Annotated in this window: 19 protein-coding genes and 2 pseudogenes; 9 read left to right on the top strand and 12 right to left on the bottom strand. The window is 41.7% G+C overall.

Annotation, left to right across the window (positions count from 1 at the left end; all coding sequences use genetic code 11):
- Positions 1-21: 21 nt before the first annotated feature.
- Entirely contained in the window at positions 22-144 is a 123-nt protein-coding gene (locus D1367_RS33305; RefSeq protein WP_410477528.1) for a hypothetical protein, read from the bottom strand.
- Positions 145-164: 20 nt separating this feature from the next.
- Positions 165-368: a ribbon-helix-helix domain-containing protein gene (locus D1367_RS33300; RefSeq protein WP_118166704.1), complete on the bottom strand. Its 204-nt coding sequence runs from the start codon at positions 366-368 to the stop codon at positions 165-167.
- A 303-nt stretch (positions 369-671) separates the two neighbouring features.
- On the opposite strand from D1367_RS33300, the gene D1367_RS12260 reads away from it, so the two are divergent.
- The 8 genes from D1367_RS12260 to D1367_RS12225 all read left to right on the top strand — a co-directional run bounded on the left by D1367_RS12260 (position 672) and on the right by D1367_RS12225 (position 4,808).
- Complete coding sequence (locus tag D1367_RS12260) at positions 672-857, top strand: peptide ABC transporter substrate-binding protein (protein WP_118166703.1); 186 nt, start codon at positions 672-674, stop codon at positions 855-857.
- A gap of 113 nt (positions 858-970) precedes the next feature.
- On the top strand, positions 971-1,441 hold the full coding sequence (locus tag D1367_RS12255) for a MerR family transcriptional regulator (RefSeq protein WP_118166702.1): 471 nt from the start codon (positions 971-973) through the stop codon (positions 1,439-1,441).
- The gene (locus tag D1367_RS12250; RefSeq protein ID WP_118166701.1) at positions 1,428-1,685 is read left to right on the top strand and encodes a hypothetical protein; all 258 of its coding nucleotides are present in this window, start codon (positions 1,428-1,430) and stop codon (positions 1,683-1,685) included. The genes D1367_RS12255 and D1367_RS12250 overlap by 14 nt, the downstream gene beginning before the upstream one ends.
- 10 nt (positions 1,686-1,695) lie before the next feature.
- The gene (locus D1367_RS12245; RefSeq protein ID WP_118166700.1) at positions 1,696-2,211 is read left to right on the top strand and encodes a hypothetical protein; all 516 of its coding nucleotides are present in this window, start codon (positions 1,696-1,698) and stop codon (positions 2,209-2,211) included.
- A complete protein-coding gene (locus tag D1367_RS12240) occupies positions 2,211-2,483 on the top strand; it encodes a hypothetical protein (protein WP_118166699.1) in 273 nt (90 codons plus the stop codon). Before D1367_RS12245 ends, D1367_RS12240 begins: the two co-directional genes overlap by 1 nt.
- Positions 2,465-3,007 (top strand): hypothetical protein, encoded by a 543-nt coding sequence (locus tag D1367_RS12235; RefSeq protein WP_118166698.1) that lies wholly within the window; start codon positions 2,465-2,467, stop codon positions 3,005-3,007. The genes D1367_RS12240 and D1367_RS12235 overlap by 19 nt, the downstream gene beginning before the upstream one ends.
- 102 nt (positions 3,008-3,109) lie before the next feature.
- Entirely contained in the window at positions 3,110-3,307 is a 198-nt protein-coding gene (locus tag D1367_RS12230; RefSeq protein WP_118166697.1) for a TFIIB-type zinc ribbon-containing protein, read from the top strand.
- A gap of 301 nt (positions 3,308-3,608) precedes the next feature.
- Positions 3,609-4,808 (top strand): IS110 family transposase, encoded by a 1,200-nt coding sequence (locus tag D1367_RS12225; RefSeq protein WP_118166696.1) that lies wholly within the window; start codon positions 3,609-3,611, stop codon positions 4,806-4,808.
- Here the strand turns inward: D1367_RS12225 and cas1 are convergent.
- The 4 genes and pseudogenes from cas1 to D1367_RS12205 all read right to left on the bottom strand — a co-directional run.
- Positions 4,781-5,395, bottom strand: a pseudogene (gene cas1, locus D1367_RS12220) (CRISPR-associated endonuclease Cas1); the annotation flags it as partial. The gene D1367_RS12225 and the pseudogene cas1 overlap by 28 nt on opposite strands.
- Positions 5,395-5,523, bottom strand: a pseudogene (locus tag D1367_RS12215) (CRISPR-associated protein Cas4); the annotation flags it as partial. The pseudogenes cas1 and D1367_RS12215, both read right to left, overlap by 1 nt.
- Before the next feature lie 31 nt (positions 5,524-5,554).
- Positions 5,555-6,391: a CRISPR-associated endoribonuclease Cas6 gene (cas6, locus tag D1367_RS12210; protein ID WP_118166695.1), complete on the bottom strand. Its 837-nt coding sequence runs from the start codon at positions 6,389-6,391 to the stop codon at positions 5,555-5,557.
- Positions 6,381-7,001, bottom strand: a complete 621-nt coding sequence (locus D1367_RS12205) for a 2OG-Fe(II) oxygenase (RefSeq protein ID WP_118166694.1) — start codon at positions 6,999-7,001, stop codon at positions 6,381-6,383. The genes cas6 and D1367_RS12205 overlap by 11 nt, the downstream gene beginning before the upstream one ends.
- A 102-nt stretch (positions 7,002-7,103) precedes the next feature.
- Here D1367_RS12205 and D1367_RS12200 point away from each other — a divergent pair, with 102 nt between their 5' ends.
- Positions 7,104-7,514 carry a hypothetical protein gene (locus D1367_RS12200; protein ID WP_118166693.1) on the top strand — a complete coding sequence of 137 codons (411 nt, stop codon included), beginning with the start codon at positions 7,104-7,106 and terminating at the stop codon, positions 7,512-7,514.
- Here the strand turns inward: D1367_RS12200 and cas5d are convergent, their stop codons facing one another.
- The 6 genes from cas5d to cas3 form a co-directional block, all read right to left on the bottom strand.
- On the bottom strand, positions 7,515-8,222 hold the full coding sequence (cas5d, locus tag D1367_RS12195) for a type I-D CRISPR-associated protein Cas5/Csc1 (RefSeq protein WP_118166692.1): 708 nt from the start codon (positions 8,220-8,222) through the stop codon (positions 7,515-7,517).
- Complete coding sequence (gene cas7d, locus D1367_RS12190) at positions 8,222-9,238, bottom strand: type I-D CRISPR-associated protein Cas7/Csc2 (RefSeq protein WP_118166691.1); 1,017 nt, start codon at positions 9,236-9,238, stop codon at positions 8,222-8,224. The genes cas5d and cas7d overlap by 1 nt, the downstream gene beginning before the upstream one ends.
- 65 nt (positions 9,239-9,303) lie before the next feature.
- Positions 9,304-12,588, bottom strand: a complete 3,285-nt coding sequence (gene cas10d, locus D1367_RS12185) for a type I-D CRISPR-associated protein Cas10d/Csc3 (RefSeq protein ID WP_118166690.1) — start codon at positions 12,586-12,588, stop codon at positions 9,304-9,306.
- Between the two features lie 17 nt (positions 12,589-12,605).
- The gene (locus D1367_RS12180) at positions 12,606-13,625 is read right to left on the bottom strand and encodes a PDDEXK nuclease domain-containing protein (RefSeq protein WP_118166689.1); all 1,020 of its coding nucleotides are present in this window, start codon (positions 13,623-13,625) and stop codon (positions 12,606-12,608) included.
- Positions 13,626-13,786: 161 nt separating this feature from the next.
- On the bottom strand, positions 13,787-14,026 hold the full coding sequence (locus tag D1367_RS12175; protein WP_118166688.1) for a hypothetical protein: 240 nt from the start codon (positions 14,024-14,026) through the stop codon (positions 13,787-13,789).
- A 416-nt stretch (positions 14,027-14,442) separates the two neighbouring features.
- The gene (gene cas3 / locus D1367_RS12170; RefSeq protein ID WP_118166687.1) at positions 14,443-16,620 is read right to left on the bottom strand and encodes a type I-D CRISPR-associated helicase Cas3'; all 2,178 of its coding nucleotides are present in this window, start codon (positions 16,618-16,620) and stop codon (positions 14,443-14,445) included.
- Positions 16,621-16,622 lie beyond the last annotated feature (2 nt).

The following is a 16,622-nucleotide window of genomic DNA, read 5'->3' as shown; positions in this document are numbered from 1 at the left end:
CTCATAACAGGCAGGACGGCTTTATTCTTGTTCCTCAGTTGGTTTTTCGAGATTTCCTACTAATTCTTCAAATTGCTCAATTCTCGACTGAAGATAATTTATTTCATTTTGGGTTTGCTCAATAAGAGATTGTTTAGAAGCCACCTGACTGCGGTAGTCCTGGATCAGCTGGCTAACTGTTCCCCCAAGATTCGTTTCTCCGATGGGGACATTAAGTGAGTCCGCGCTATACGCTCTATTAACTCGCTGCGACTGATTCCTAGTGCTTTCGCTCTGCTGTCCAGGATTTCTGCCCCTTCCGGCGTTAGCGAAACTGTGAAGTCTTTCTTGTTCTGACCATACAAGCCGTGTGTTGTTTTCCGACCCATCGATATTACCCATGTAAACTATTCCTATTTTACCCATGTAATATGTTGCAGTCTTTACCCATGCAATGTTAGCATGATTCAAGATTACATGGGTAATTTAATCTTATGCAATTTGCCCCCCAACGCCTAACCCTTTGCGTTGCACCTGGAGCAAGCACCCGCGCCATTGCATGAAGCCCCGGCGCGGAAACACCCTTTATCACCAGAGAAGCGATCGCGGTAACGAGTTTACCGAGCGGTGATATTTTGATGTCTGCACACTTATCAACCCAAAAAACCAGATGACAACCACAGTTTTAACCAATGGAGGAACTAACACCAAAACAATTACTTGATGCGAGAAATTGGATTAAAGATTGCTGTCCGTGGGGTGATCTAGAGGAAGAACAAGTTGATGAACTGACCGACGATGAAGTGACAGCAGGGATTGCCAGACATTTTGAAGGAGGAATCAGCGAATTTCAAAAGACTGTGCCGACTGAAGAGTAAAAAGGCGATCGGTATCTTACCAGGGATTGCGATCGCCAGAAAATGCGTCGTATTTAATATGTAGGAGATTTTACCAATGTCCAAGCCGATTGAGCAAATCAACTGGGGGCAGAATGCAGCAGCTGTACACCACTCCTGAGGCAGCCAAGTTAACCAACATCCCAGAAAGCACGATCCGCAGTTGGTTACGCCGATATCCTGAAGTATTCCAGTTTGATATTCACGTTGTCAGCGATGAACATGGGGTCAAACTTTGGACTGAGGCCGGGATTGAACTGCTCAACAGCCGACGTGCAACGAAAACTGCAACGGATGACGATGCAGAAAATGATTCAGAATCCGATGCAACTGATTTACTTGAAACGCTGTTAGAGGAGGATGCACAGCGCCTTGCTAACGAATATTGGCGATTGTTGCCGGGTCGAACATTGCAACGCATTAAACAGATGCGGCTTAATCCCACACCTGAACAACGCCAAATAGTGCAATTATCAGTTCGCGCTGCACTCAACGCCGGAACCGAGCATCTACTCTTACCCACATATCAGCCGAGATTCCTGGAGGGAGCAGATGAAGCAGACTAAACAACAGCTTACTAGTAAGGTTGTACCATTCACCGGCGAATTTTACCCAGTTCCCGATCCTGAACCAATAACCACATCTGGTAATAACCTCGCTGCATTTTTAGTCATCATTGCAGCTGCACTAGTTGCCGGATTAAGCCTGGGTGCAATGTCAACTTACCAAAGCGCGGATCAAGTGCAACTGCGCGAGATGAAAGCGCAAAGTCAACAACTCGAAAAAGTTAAAAGTCAAGTTTGCAAATAGGAGTAAATTAATGGGAATTCTTGCCAGAATTACCAGCGCTGCAAAGTCAAAATCTAGTGGCAGCAATGAATCATCCCTCTCTAGTGGGGGACACGGGATTGATAAAAATCAGGTGTTAGCCCCCACAGATCCGACTGTCATCAACCCGATGAACGCGGGAACCTGGGAGACTGTGAGGACAGCACCAGTAAGCCATACACCACGCTATTTTAACAAAGCTGAAGCTGATGCACTCAAGCAGTTGTCAAGGAAAAAAAGAGAAGAAGCGCGTCAAGCCAAACGTGCTTACAAATCTCTGAAAACCCTTGAACAATCCGATGCACAGGTACACACTGCTCATCGTAGCTATATTAAGGGCGTTGCAGATAGCGAACTCACTAAAAAACGTTCTGATGCATCCACAGCAAGGCATTTACACACACTCAGACCGGAATACGCAAGGCTCGGCTTTGGTTTAGACCGCGCTGAAAACAAAGCACAGCAACGCATTGACGAACTGAAAGCCAAAATCAAGGAAAAATACTAATGGCAAAGGCGGTACACCTGGGGGCTTGGTTCCTTCTGGGGTGTATCGCCTCTAGTTCTGTGGCGTGGCTAGGGGCGTTACATCCAGCTTTATTCCGGGTGATGTGGGTTATCTACATTATGTCTGGTGTGGCGCTAGTCCTTGCACTGCTTACCGATGATGCGGTGAGACAGTTTCTCAAGTTGTCTGAACCAGATTATTATGCCTTGCTGATTGCGATCGCAGTTTCGATTATTTTGGGGGGAATGCTTTCGTGGCTTCTCGGTGGTTAAAAACTAATTGCTTGTTAGCTAGTGCAACGGCTCTTTGGCTGGCTGCACTTTCTCCAGTTCCCCCAATTGCCAAAGGCATTAGTTACAGCTTGGCACTGGTGGCATCAGTCCAACTCGTTGACGAATCACGCCGACTGATAGCGCAAGATGCCCGACGTGCGGCCTTGTCAGCCATGAACCAAGAACTAGAACAGGTAGAAATTGCACTGCACAGCCAACAGCAAGAGCAGGCACTTTATGAAATCTATGGCGCTGCACCGACTTACCCCAAGGAAGTCAGGGAGGAGTTAACCACTAGCCTAGAACACTTATATAAGGAGCCAAGTGCAGATCATAGCGGTGAAACTTCCGCTTCCACTTCCAACGATAAAGCCTTTTATTTGGCTGTCATTGGACTTCTGGAAGCCAAAGGGGAAACTTATGTGATTGAGCAAATTTTGAAAATGGGGGGGCGACGCTGGGAGGAGGGCAAGCGGCGATTGCAGCAGATATTGCAACAAGGTAAACAAAACGAATGGGACTGAAATTGCGATCGCAGTGCCGGGAGGAGTGCGATCGCAATTTCAATTCAAACACTTCAAACCTGTACAAGTTGAAAATATCACACAACTGTTATAGGAGCATAAATGACTGACTTAAAAACACCCAATTGCATTAATTGTGGCTCTCACCAAGTTAAATATGACCCTGCTTTTGGCTTTTACAAATGTGAGAGTTGCTCAACAGTTTGGAGTAAGGATAAAGATGATCCAGACTACGACGAAGAAGTAGAAAAAGAATGGTTTGAATTGCACGAGGCGTATTTCCATCGTTATCCAAATTAGCCTGATGAGCCGGACTGACTCGCCGGCGAAACGCGATCAAGTAGTGATCGCGTCGCGGACTGGAGTCCAATCCAGACGTACAGCACATACACACAGCAGCTTAGGGCTTTTCGCTTGAATCAAGCTTTTATGGCTTTCTGAAATTCTTAAGCTCGGCTGCTGTGATTGTGCTGTTCCCACCCTATGTCACCAGAAGTTACCGCTTCTGGTTTTGCCTTGAGAGTGAACTAGGCTTTTGTGGCCTTCGGGTGATTCGCAGGCATGGCATCAGGGCAAGACGAAACCACCCAGGAGGAACTGAATGATTAAAATTTTGGGACTTGATGTCAGCAAGTCCTCGGTTTCGGTTTGTCTGCTCACGGATAAGCCCAAAGACCCACGTCAATTTTATTACGAATGTCCATTTTTGAAATTGAGCGCCGATGCAAAGGGTATTCAAGATTTACTCGCGCTGAATGCGGATATTGCATTACTAGAGCCAACTGGTAACAACTACAGCAAGCTTTGGGGCACTCACCTAGCACGAAGCGGGGTTGAAGTGCGCTTAGTAGGTCATAAAGAACTAAGGAATTATCGAGCCAATCACTTGGCACTCCCAGATAAAGATGATGATGCCGATGCGCTAGCACTGGCTTGTTATTATTTCGATTACCAACAAGACCCGCGCCGATTTGTCCAAATTCGCGATCGCGCTATTGTTAGAATCCGCGAACTAGTTTTGAGACTTGCTCACCTTAATCGCGTTCAGTCCCCGATTATAAATCGAGCGCGTCAAGATTTGGCGTGGCAGTTTCCAGAAGTTGCACTAGTAAAATCCCGGCGGGGTGAATCTGGTGAAGCGCCTTTGCTCTGGGGCTGGCTTGCGGGAATTCGCAAAAGTACACGCTATGACCGGCTTTACTCGCAAACTGTCGGCTTAGGAATCACGCAAACAGTTAAAGAACACGCAATGCGCATTTGTGACCTCCAGCGTGAGGAACACGTCATCGAGGGAGAATTGAAAGAATTACTTGCTGATTCACGGTTTGACCATTACCGCACAGTCTTTAAACTGTTTGGATTTGGCGATCGCCTTTCGTCTGTCATCATTTCCCAGATTTACCCAATTGAGGGGTTCCTGGATGCGGACGGTAAACCAGAAGTGAGAATACGCCAGGGGCGAAACTCGAAAAAGCCTACTAAACGCCACCTTTCATTGAGAAGATTTCAAAAAGCCCTCGGCGCTGCTCCATCTCTGGAAGCTTCCGGCGATAGCCGTAAAGCTAAAGTAGTAGGCGGTTCAGATTTATGCCGTAAGTCTCTGTGGCAGTGGATTTTTACGCGCATTGAACCGAAGCGATCGCGTCTCAAAAATGATATTGGTAAAACTTTAGGTGAGCAGTTAGACGCTGAAAAAGCGGCAGGTCGTCCCGTAAAACTTGTCAGGAATCGGATTGCCGCCAAAGGAGCAAGGTTACTGTTTAGAGAACTGATTCAAGTCCACGATAAATTGTTAGAGTGAATTTCAAAGGATTCTTGGTAGGTACATTTGTTTCCCATCACTGGATGTTTGAAATTTGATAGTTTCTTTTGTTGGTAGGCGCGAAGAAATGTATGCAGTCCTTCTTTGGTTAAAGTCACGGCACCACTGAGCGGTTCGGTGGTAAAGTCAGTTAGGGTTAGCGATCGCTTGTTAATCAGCGACAACACTACAGCATCCACTATTAAAGGGCGAAACTCTTCCATCAAGTCTAAGGCTAGGGAAGGTCTACCATAACGCTCGACGTGTAAGTATCCTAGATAAGGATCGAAGCCGACAATATTTAAAGCACTTTGTACATCATGACGTAGCAATGAATACCCAAGACTCAGTAGAGCATTAACTGGATCGGTTGGTGGGCGGCGGCGTCTGGCTTCAAATCGAAATTCTGAGGTTTTGATTAGCTGTTGAAAGCAACCGAAATAGGCTGCGCTACCAGCACCTTCTAAGCCTCTGAGGGAATCAATACTGCTAGTTTTTTCGATTGGTGCGATCGCGTTTTCCAATCGAGTGATGTTATTATTCAGGTCAGTATCAGGATGTTCTCGCTGAGTGCGAAGTAAGCTATTAAAGTTGTACCTTCAATTGTGTATTGATTATCGGTAAAGTCCCCTGTACAAAACATTCGCCAACAGCGATGCGGACAATAGGCATATTGATTCAATGCCGCAATAGAAATATATTCAGTTTGATTCATAACTTAGGTGGTTTTTAAATGATTATTGAAATTATGGAGAATACAGCCGCCTTGCCATACCCATCCCCATAGTTGTTTTTCTCCCAACACCGCAATACAAAGCAAAGTCAGCTAAAGCATTAATCTGCTTAATTTGTATTGGTTCAACTGTTCCTAAAATCTTATAGGTAACTTCGCCAATAATGCCAATAAATTTGCTGCGAGAATCAGCTAATATTTCTGTATGAATATTGACAAATGAAGGAAATATTGACTCGATCGCAAGCTGATAAAATTCTATGCCACTATATTTATTCCACCGCGAAAGTAGGGAATTAAACACAGATTCTCTGGTAGGAAGAGTAGTATCATACTGTCCTTGACGAAAGGCGGTAGGCGTAGAAAAGCTAAGGTTGATGGAAGAATTGCGATCGCTAGCTTCTTCGTATAATTGAGCGTAAGTACTCGCATTCGCCCAAGGTTGAATAGATTGGGGTGTGCCTTGAATGCTGGTAATATACAAGTCAGCCGGGCCAAGATGCCAAGGGCGATTGGGATTAAGATTTAGCCAAAGTTGGGTAAGTTTACCAAATAAAGTGTCATCTAATAAAGAGATGCGCCACCAACAAGGAGTTCCGGCGGGAATGGGTTGTTGATGTGAGTATTGCAATTTAGATCCCCCCTTACCACCCTTCAAAAGAGGGGAATTAATTTGTAAGGGAGAGAGGGTGAAAGCTTTATCTGCGCTGGAATTGTGCAAGCGATCGCCTAATGTGCTATCTACAGAACTAACGAGGGTTAAAAATAAGGCGTGGAGATGTCTACCTGTAAGATATTGTGGTGGAATAGGCGATTGAGGTAGCAAATTCAACACTAAACTATGAGGCATACTTTCTCTTTTTGGTTGTAGACTGAGTGATTCTTGACTCTACAGTAAACTCAGGGATTTCCTGGAGTTCAGTTTCACTCAAACTATACTGTTCACAAACAAGACTCAGGCGATTTCCTGGGGTTTTGACAGCGTTAACCGAATGGGTTAAATCACCTTGAAAATAAACTAAAGTATTGATTTGGGGCTTAATTTGCCCAAGTTGGCGCTTGTGCGATCGCAATACCAGTTCTCCCCCTTCCATATCTGCCGGTACGCGCACATAAAGAACGCTGACAACCGCAGGTGGTTCAATGGTTTTGGAGTAGGAACGTAAGGAGCGATCGATATGCGGATCGACGCGGGAGCCTTCTTTGAGTTGTAAAGGATTGAGGTAAAAAGCATTACAATTCGGCTGGAGAGCCAAATCGAGGTAAGGTTTGAAGTAGGGAAACTGCTGTTCTACTTTTGCTAATCCAGAACGCTGAAATACTACAGAAAATCCTTTAGTGGCGACAAAATCGCGGTTGAGGTTGTTGATAGCAAAGTAAGGACAAGCTTGGATTTCTCCCCACAAGTTGTTTAGATAATCGCTGGGGAAGGCGTTGGTTTGTTGTTGATAGTGTTTCACTGGGGATAGAGGAGCGATCGCTGAATGTGGTATCTAAAAGACTGTTGAGTGATGATAGTAGTATTCTTTTAAGTTAGAAAAACTACATAAGGAGAAAGACCAATGAGAATTGATGATTACAATGCAGCAAAGGCACTAACTGAAAAACTTAAAGAGAACTTACCCATTAAAGCACGAGCCGGGAAGGAGTTTTTGAAGACATTAAAGCAAAAAGGAGTCAACGCCGATCCAGACAGAGAATTTGAAATTGATTTCGTTGGCTATTCAGGAGATGAAGGCGGGATTATGTGCGGACTAAAAGAGCCAAATAATCCCGAAAGTGAAGAAAAATATGTTTCTTCTATTACTCATCTAAAGATTGATCCTAATCATCCTCTATCTGCTGAAGTGCAGACTTACCAACGCGAGCGAATACGTAAGTTAATGTTGCAAGATTCCAGAGGTTTTAAAGCCGAGTTAATGACGATAGAGCCTCGAAAAAATAAAAGCCGTGGTAAAGGTTTTGGGAAGTAATTAGCTCCGAAACCGATATTCTATCCGAACTGGAATTTTTAAGTTTTGAATGCCATCAAATTGATAGTATTGACCTTGCATTTTGACATTCTGAATTAAGCTAACTGGAGGCATATTCACAACATCATAGCTAATCACTTGATTGGTGAACATGACATCTAAAGGATTTAATGGATGTGTACAAGTGAATATACCTTCAGCAATTTTAGGTTTTGGTAATGGTTCAACCGTCACTTCAGCTTTACTCATCCATTTACCCAAGCGAATCCACTTTGGTAATTTGAGTTCTTTTTGAGAAATGACAAAAAACTCAAATCGACTTTCTGCGGCTATTTCTTTCGCTCTGCCAAAACTGGGGATATTTTTTTGGGTTTTTTCCATTTCAACGTGGTAGTTGTTGTTAGCATACTTCCAGGTGTTGAGGATAGAACAATGATTGAGCGATCGCGCCGGAGTTACATAAATTTCCTGTTGATTGAGTGGCGTTAAATGCTCCTCATATTTTGGCACTTGTTCGGGGCAAAAATAGCGATAAGAATGTTCTTCAGCAACGGTAGTAGAGTAGATTTGGCTATCAACTAAACCCAGTGCATAACAAAGAGCGTAATTGTGGATTATTGGCTCTGTTTCATACAATCGCCCGATTTCACGAGTTGCGTAATAGAGACTGTCATGAAGTTCTATTTGACAATGGTAAATAAACACCATTACTCTTTCCCCGCTTTAGCAGTAGTTTTCTTCTTGCTGATATGTTTTTTGGCATAATCTTTAGCTTCTGCATCAGCTTTTTGCAAAATTGCCTGAATTCCTTTCTCACTTCCTGTTAAAGTTTTGACTTCATTAATTAGGGATACAAAAGCATCACCAATGAAATCTGTATGAACAATGAATTCATCAGCCATTAACGCCTCAATAGCATTTTTCGCAGCAGTAATCACATCATCTTCATCTAGTGGGTCGGGAGGATTTATAGTATTATTAGATTTCATTTGGTCATATATTGTCTGAGTCCAACGCAGGTTACTGGTGATTTCTCCATCCGCAAATACAACACCAATTAACTCATTTCTGACGCGACCTGTACGGGTTGTTTGCGCTCCATAATGACGAGTTCGCAAAATATTATTAAAAACGTAAAGGAAGCTAGCTTCAGTGGGGTCTTTCAAGGTGACAATACTAGGAAAGAAAACTTGCGGTCTAATATGGTCTTGTTGATTAATTCGACTGGTAACTTCACCAGGTTTAGAACCATTTTCACCCTTGGAAGCCATCGTGCCATTTTCATAAGGAGCGTTGAGGGTAAATGTTTCGTGTGATTCATCAAAAGCTGTAATTGAAAATGCCGTGTCTACTACAACTTTCGATTTTTCAGAGCCAGAGTCACCAATAGCAAATCCGTAAATGATGCAATCAGGATTATCCATTGCAAAATTCACATTGTATTCGCATTCTTCAGCCGTCATCAAGCCATAGTTACGCAGCAATTCCCGACCGACTAAACGCTCTGGAGTAGACTGTTTGCGCTTGAACATTGACAAACGGCTAATTGTGGTTTTGTCTTTAACTCCTGCTCTTACCCGTGCTTTATTCAGTTCTGCATCTGTCTGAAATAGAGGATAAGATTCAGTAATACGAATAGTCAAGAAATGAACATATTTACCCATTGGTTTGTAAGGAATCTCAGTTTGAAAGAATTTTGATTCAACAGTTTTTAAAATTGCCATGATTTATCTCCAAAAAATTATTTACTTATTGTTTACGTTTCCAACAAAAATGCTAAGGAAAAATCCTAATCATTCTCGTTATCTATTTCCGCAGATTTTTCATTTTTACTTGCATTTTCTTTATCATCTTCAAGACGATAAAGAAATTCGCAAGTATCTCGAATTAAATTGAGTTGACGGCCTGCCAAACGAGCGCGATCGCCTGCAAATGCGTTATCAAATACCTCCACTACAAAATACTTGGCAAAATCTAGAACAGCTTGCCGTTCTTCTTCTCGTTTGCTCATAATCCAACGTCCTTCAGCAGTAGAAGAATGAACGCGATCCATGAGTTTAAAAACTTCTGCTGCAACAGCCGCAACTAATGTTTCTCCCTGAAACACACTTGACTCAGCTTTGAGTATAGTTTCAGCCGCAATATCAACTGGTTTCAACACAGCATTAGACTTAGGATTATAACGCTTATTAGCTCGGTAAAATCTGCGATATAAATCTGTTAATTTCTTAGGATGATTCAGGCTTGATGCTGCTCCCACAATTAATTGCTCCATATTAGTGTCATATTTCACATAAGGGTCAAAACAAGGATAAAAATGATAAGCATAAAGCCTAATTTTCTCGATTCGTGCTGTTTCCGATCCCTGGTTACGTACCCAGCGATTGAGATAAGAAAAGACGTACAACGGACTGGTTTCAAAATCTTTAGCCAGTTCTGTAAATCTCCCCCAGTTGGCATCGTAACCAGACTTACTCTGTCGCGCATTCACATCTAAATGAATGGCATAAGCGGCAGTAAGTACATTTAAAGGTGCTGGGTATTGGATGCCGTTTTCGTTCCAGCCTTCGAGGATGTAGTCAAGACGAAAGCGATCGCGCCTTACTAAAGCACGGAAAGCATGAGGCGCACTATCAAGGAAAACGCTTTCCTCAAATTCAGCCCCATCATTAAAAGGTGGAATTGGTGACTCAGAAACTACAGTTTTAACATCTAAAATCATCGGGAAAGCAAACGCTAACCAAGTTGGCATCACCCAAGATTCTGTATCAGTGCTGTCTCTTCCTGGGGGGAGTGCCATGAAGTAAAATGTTAAAGGCTGGTCTTCAGGATAGGAAAGCTTAAAGGTGCGATCTTTGTCACGCTGGAGGTTTTCATCTATTAAGAAACTATCTACACTTTGGTAGCGATCGCGCCCCAAGTCTGCCTGTAAATCTTTACTGATAAAATGATTGCGAACACTCGTATCAAAGCGAGTTTGAGCAATACCATTGTATGCTTTCTGCAAAAACTTGTTAGTTTCTGGAGTAAAGTAATAAGTAGGATAAAAGTAGAGATAGCGATATTTTCCATCTTCAAATCGCTTACCTACAGCTTGAGTTTGATTCATCAAGATTTGCCTCAGCATCATCTCCACACCTGCAATACTGGAGATATTGCGTTTAGCGTTAGAACCTCCTAACATTTGCTTGTTTGTATAAACTTGTGGCGTAAATAAAACTGCTGATTCCATTTGCTCAGTAACAGTGTAAGCAGAATGAGAAATTGAGCAGATTAATTGTTTCCCTCGTCCTGATTTTTTTGCAGCATTGTAATTATCTAACTCATTTAGAAATGTTTCAACTTGCGTTTTAACAGATGACTCTTGATTAGTGCCTGGTAACATCACAACTCGTTTTACCCAGAGCCTTAAATCATCCCAACCATCAGGCAATTCATACTGAGAAATTATAGGATAAATTAAGGTTGTCAAATAGTTAATCACTTGCTGACAAGCTTCGCGGACATCTTCAATTCCTGGATGATGTTCTAAATATTTAGCCGCCAGATAATACCATTCATAAGGTACTCCTCCGGTATTTCCCTTTAACTTATTTTCTTTGAGACTTTCGTTAATGCGTTGAATTTCTCTAATTTGGGGTAAGCATTCTGCTAAATTCCAAAATTCTGCAACTTTGTGAGTCAAATCAAAATCGGGAATTGCTGGCAGCTTTTTATCTTTCTTACGAGCAGAATCAACGCGATTAACTGTCTCTTCCCAAATCTTCCTGCTAATTAAATCACCAAATTCTGCTATTTGGTCAATACGGATATCGTCTTCAAATTTGAAATCATAACCAGCAGATAAAACATTTTGTTGCTGAAACTTATTCAGATTTTCGCTGCGACTTTTAGCGACAGAGCCTTTGTTAGGGTTTAAGATGCGTAATGTAGCATCTAAAGCTACTTTCATTAAGCCTATATCATCAAAAAATAAATTATAATATTCTGCATATTTCATACCTTTGCCATCTCTACCAAATCCTGTTTGTCTGAGGCGTAATTGACCTGCACAAAGCGATTTAATACTGTTAACTACACGATCTGGTAAATCTTCAGGCGAGATAGCTGGAGCATTGCGCGAAGCCAAGTAAATTACGCCTGTTGGCAGATATAATAAAGGTTCATAGTAGGTATGCTCATCAGTATTGAGACTAGTATGAGCCTGAATTAAAGCATTATTCACCACATTAGTTAAAACACCACGATTCTCAGCAATACTGTGATAGGTAAATTTCAACTGTCCATCACTGAGGCTGTGGATGATTTCTTTGAGTCGAGGATGTTCTGCATCCTGGGGATGTTTAACAATTGAGGCGAGAGAATCAGCCAAACAAGTTAAATCAGATAGACTGCGAAGCGTGCGGTCTTTGAGAAGAGGATTCAACCCAAATTCAGAAAAATTCCAGTTAGTATCCCAGCGACGTTGAGCATTATAAGCCATGCACAATAAATCATCTAGATATTCTCGATAAGCATCAGTATTTTCTGGATTTATAAAGTTATCTAGTCCTAACTGGTGAACTTTTTTATCAATAATTTCACGATGTTCTGCTAACGGCAACTTGCGGCAGTTTTCAGGAACATCAGGGAACTTTTCAAAATCATGTAAAATAAATCCAGCAATTACTAATCTACGTTCTCGCTCTTTTACCACTCGCTGCACTGTGGTATTAAGTTTTTCTAAACGTTTCTCAATTAAATTGGCTGGGAATAATCCATTGAGTAAGTGAGTATTCAGCGATTGATCAGCAGCGTTATCTCGTCTAACTCTAGTTTTACCTTCTGCTTCTCGCTGTTGGTCAATTTCATCAAAAAACTTACCACCTTTCGCCGTTACACCAATTGCTATCCGCAACAGATTTGGTAAAACATACTCACCAAAGTCTGCCATTACCTTATCATCTGGATTTTGAGCCTGAATTGCTTCTCGTAATAGCTTTAGTGTTAGTAACTCGCCTTCAGTTTCAATAGTGCGGTCTGAAGAATCACCATCAAAACCAAAATCACCTGATAACCAATCATCATTAGACATTTTCAAACTCCATTTTATTACTCCACGCCTTCTAGCAACTTGGCAACTTGCTCTGGAGCCGGAAGCTGATTTTTTAATTCTTGAGGCAATGTGGAAAATAGTTTATAAGTTGCTATACCAATTGGTTTATTCGATTCTCTCAGTGCATACTCAACAATAGTTTTATCCTTGGATTTGCAAAGAATAATTCCGATTGAAAGATTTTCGTCTGGGAATCGAGATAAATCATCTAAAGCCGCCAGATAAAATTGCATTTTTCCCACATACTCAGGTAGAAACTCTCCAGTTTTTAACTCAATCGCAACTAGACATTTTAATTGGCGATGATACAGCAATAGGTCAATAAAAAATTCTTTATCGCCAACTTCTAAGCGATACTGACTGCCAACAAAAGTAAACCGCCCACCCATTTCTTGCAAGAATGGTTCAACTCTTGCCAAAATCGCCTGTTCTAGCTGTCGTTCGCTGTGTTCATCTGCTAGTTCTAAGAAATCAAAAGTATATTCATCTTTGACAGCTAGTTTTAATTGGTTACGAATCTCTGCTGGAACAGTTTTATCAAAATTAGTCTGATTCAACAGAGTCTTTTCATAGGTTTGATTTTCAATTTGGTGAATCAAAACATTCTTTGTCCAGCCAAATTTACGAGTCATTCTGATATAGAATTCCCGTTCTAGGTCATCTTTGCACTTCTCTAAAATGACTATATTGTGAGTCCATCCAATTTCTGCCACCAATGGTGGCAGAATTTCTTTAGAGTGGTAAGTCAGATAAAAATCTCGCATTCTCCAAATGTTACGGGCAGAAAATCCGCTAATTCCTGGAAACTCTGCTTGTAAGTCTTTTGCTAACTGTTCTACTACGGATTTTCCCCAACTAGCGCCCTGCTGTTGAGTAACAATTATCTGTCCAATGTCCCAATAGAGGTTAATCATTTCCCGATTAACTGCTTTTAGTGCTTCGTACTGGGCTGAACGAATACGCTGTTTTATTTCCATTAGTAGATGTCTGTAATCGTCTGAAATGGGGTTACTCATAACGGAGAAGGTTCAACTTGTTAAAGCGTTACGCTATCACTGGCTCACCCTACAAATCTGTTTCTATTTTTTGACAAAAAAGCTCTACAGGCTCAAGTGTAGTGAAACTACCCCTGTAGAGCCTTATTTGAAAAACTTCAGAGTTTATAGATAATTTCTATCTATTTCTTATTTCCCTGAACGAGTATTAAGAAATCACGAGTTGCTTCTTTGACTTCAAATGACTCGAACTCATCTTTTTCAAGCGCTACTTGTAGTTGGCTAACAACTGCCTGTAACTGCTCAAAGATTTTCCTATTTTTACCACGGACTTTTTTCTTGTTGTCTAGGTATGGCTTCCAGGAATACGGAATGAACAATTGTAACGGCTCTTGAGATTTAGAACCGCGTGGCTTTGGCATATTTAATTCTCCTTTTGTCTATTTAGAGGGTGGAAAGCCCCACAGCTAGCTCTTACCTAAAGACGATAGGTGGGGTTTAACCCCCCCAGATAGACTTACACCAAGCCGTTCATTTCATAAATGAAGAAGGGCGAGGATTACATATCTGTGTTCCTACTCGCGCTCGTTTCTCAGATAGCTGTAAAGCTTTCCTCTTTTAAAGTATAAGGGATGAAAAAACATAGTTCTTGTAATCCTTGCTATTACGATTTATTATGATATGGGTAGGTAAAGTTAGAGGAAATCTCACAATACATTATGAAATTATGAGATTAAATCCCTATCAGGGATTGAAACAATTCACTGTGAGCCTAATGGTGTTCGTTTCTCTAAACTTCCTACTAAATTAACTAAAATCCCTATCAGGGATTGAAACTTCAAGCAATCCATATCTCATCTCCTTTGCTTTTAAACGTGTAAGCAAGCGTATCCAGCAGCAGTGCAGAGTGACCAAAAGCGATCGCATAGGGTGCAGTAGCATCATGAAAGCTATACTGATCGCTGATGCCATAAATCTGAAAATTCATCGGTAGTCTTAGCCGCATCCGCACTTCAGCAAGAGGACGGCGAATCACGTAACAAACCAAACCTTCCTTTTTTAGGCGTTTGTTAATTTCCCCAACCCAATAGTTGTCAGGTTGCCAAATTTCCACACCTGTCAAAACCTGAACTTTCCAAGCGTCAGCAATTGATTGCAAGTTTTCAGAATAGGTAAACTTCCAGTTCAGCCGTTCCTCTCGGTAAGAACGCAACTTCATAAATGCTAGACAATGAGCAAATCTACCTTTGGCAATGGGTTGTCCGGTGCGTTCTGCGGTTTCTTTGAGTGTCCGTATAAATGCCGCTTCCGTCCACATTTCAATTTCTAAATTGCCCAAAATACCCGGTAAATCGTAGGTTTTAAACCTATCTGCCTCGTTTTCTTCCGTTAAGTCGTATAAACCACATTGCAAAGGACTTGAACCTCGAAAACTAGCAGCATCCTCAGCAATCGGATTTCCTGATTTACCAGAAAGTGCTTGCCAATCTTTCGCCCATCCTTGAATACGTACAGCTTGTGACTTCAGACTAGTTTCAAATAATTGTTCACAGGCTTCTTGAAACTTGTCTCGGCTTTGGGCATACTGTTGTTTAATTGTGCGATCGCTCAACTGATAAAACAGCCGAAATGATTGCACAGCCCCCCAACGACGATAATAACCACGAAAATCGTTGATTTGTCGATAATTCTCAGTAATTGTATTGTGAAAAAAGGGGCGATCGCAAATACTATTCACTTCTAATGGTGGAGTATCACCCTTAAACAATCGCTCTACCAAAAAGTTAGGAACTAGAGAAAAAGCTGTAAAATTCTTAAACTTAACTATCTGACCATCTTTTTCATATTCGTCATGCCTTCCTAAGCGTCCTAAACGTTGGATAAAGTTACCTGCATCGGATGATTCAAAAATTATAAAATTTATTTTAAAATCAACTCCAACATCAATTGTGCTAGTACCAATAACCAAGTCAGCAGCAAGACTTCGCTCCTTTTCTCCTTTTCCCGATAGCCCTGTATTCTCTCCAACTTTCAATCCATAAGGCTGTAATATTTCCCGAAAAAATTGAGTGAGGCGTTTGACTGCTGCAATTGAGTTGAGGATGATTGCGCTTTTACTTCCTGGATTCTGCTGAAACTGAGCCAAAATCAAATCACTATTTTCTTTTAGCCAGGTTTCCGAAGCTTTAAACGATGGTTCCAAAGGAATAAAATTCAGCGTCATTGTCCGTGCTACCTCCCGCCAGCCCTGTGTTTGCAGTTGCTGCCCTTCTTCCGGTGTATCGGGAAACTGATATTTATTTTGTTTTAGAGGATCAATTTCTTTACAACGAAATCCTGCTTTTTCTAATCGCCCAATTAAGTTTGTATCTGGTGTGGCTGAGAGAAACAGAAATTTCTTGCGGCGATTTGTACAGCGAATTAACAACATTGTGTTAATCACACTAGCAATTTGGGGAGCAGCAAAAACATGAAATTCATCAAAAATGAATAAGTCAAAATCTTTATCAATTCTGCCCCATAGCTTATCTGGACTATCGCCGCGAATTATATAAGCACCTCTATGCAGGTAGTGAAAAATATCAGGGTTAGTTAATAATGCTTCTCTCTGGTTAGTCAGAGTTGCGATCGCAGCCCCTTTTTTCAATCCTTCATTTTCAGCATAAATCTCTAAATCAGCCCCACTGAGTCGCACTACACGCGGCTGATTTTCCGGCTGGAATTTATCAACATATCCTCTAATCTGCGTTTCTTGATCGCGGGCGAGTTCATTGGTTGGGTAAAGCCCGATCGCAGAAAATTCACCCTGAAGAACTTCTAGGTAAGCCGCTAGACTTTTACCATCGCCAGTCATCGCAGTGTTGAACACGACATCAATATTTCGATCGCGCAACGCTTCTAAAGTTGCGGCTTGATGCCAAGAAAGCAACCAATCTTTAGGTAATTTAACCCCGTCAGGTGTTGGGACGGTTTGCGAGTAAACAGGCTTGAGAGTAATTCTGTAATTTTCGGACATAC

It is taken from the genome of Nostoc sphaeroides (assembly GCF_003443655.1).
GTDB lineage: Bacteria > Cyanobacteriota > Cyanobacteriia > Cyanobacteriales > Nostocaceae > Nostoc > Nostoc sphaeroides.
This window is presented reverse-complemented; position numbering and strand designations above follow the sequence as displayed.

Bases quoted from the DNA above. Each gene is read 5' to 3' on its own strand.
- D1367_RS33300 (WP_118166704.1), bottom strand. From the start codon at position 368: ATGGGTCGGAAAACAACACACGGCTTGTATGGTCAGAACAAGAAAGAC.
- D1367_RS12260 (WP_118166703.1), top strand. From the start codon at position 672: ATGGAGGAACTAACACCAAAACAATTACTTGATGCGAGAAATTGGATT.
- D1367_RS12255 (WP_118166702.1), top strand. From the start codon at position 971: ATGCAGCAGCTGTACACCACTCCTGAGGCAGCCAAGTTAACCAACATC.
- D1367_RS12250 (WP_118166701.1), top strand. From the start codon at position 1,428: ATGAAGCAGACTAAACAACAGCTTACTAGTAAGGTTGTACCATTCACC.
- D1367_RS12245 (WP_118166700.1), top strand. From the start codon at position 1,696: ATGGGAATTCTTGCCAGAATTACCAGCGCTGCAAAGTCAAAATCTAGT.
- D1367_RS12240 (WP_118166699.1), top strand. From the start codon at position 2,211: ATGGCAAAGGCGGTACACCTGGGGGCTTGGTTCCTTCTGGGGTGTATC.
- D1367_RS12230 (WP_118166697.1), top strand. From the start codon at position 3,110: ATGACTGACTTAAAAACACCCAATTGCATTAATTGTGGCTCTCACCAA.
- D1367_RS12225 (WP_118166696.1), top strand. From the start codon at position 3,609: ATGATTAAAATTTTGGGACTTGATGTCAGCAAGTCCTCGGTTTCGGTT.
- cas6 (WP_118166695.1), bottom strand. From the start codon at position 6,391: ATGCCTCATAGTTTAGTGTTGAATTTGCTACCTCAATCGCCTATTCCA.
- D1367_RS12200 (WP_118166693.1), top strand. From the start codon at position 7,104: ATGAGAATTGATGATTACAATGCAGCAAAGGCACTAACTGAAAAACTT.
- cas5d (WP_118166692.1), bottom strand. From the start codon at position 8,222: ATGGTGTTTATTTACCATTGTCAAATAGAACTTCATGACAGTCTCTAT.
- cas7d (WP_118166691.1), bottom strand. From the start codon at position 9,238: ATGGCAATTTTAAAAACTGTTGAATCAAAATTCTTTCAAACTGAGATT.
- cas10d (WP_118166690.1), bottom strand. From the start codon at position 12,588: ATGTCTAATGATGATTGGTTATCAGGTGATTTTGGTTTTGATGGTGAT.
- D1367_RS12180 (WP_118166689.1), bottom strand. From the start codon at position 13,625: ATGAGTAACCCCATTTCAGACGATTACAGACATCTACTAATGGAAATA.
- D1367_RS12175 (WP_118166688.1), bottom strand. From the start codon at position 14,026: ATGCCAAAGCCACGCGGTTCTAAATCTCAAGAGCCGTTACAATTGTTC.
- cas3 (WP_118166687.1), bottom strand. From the start codon at position 16,620: ATGTCCGAAAATTACAGAATTACTCTCAAGCCTGTTTACTCGCAAACC.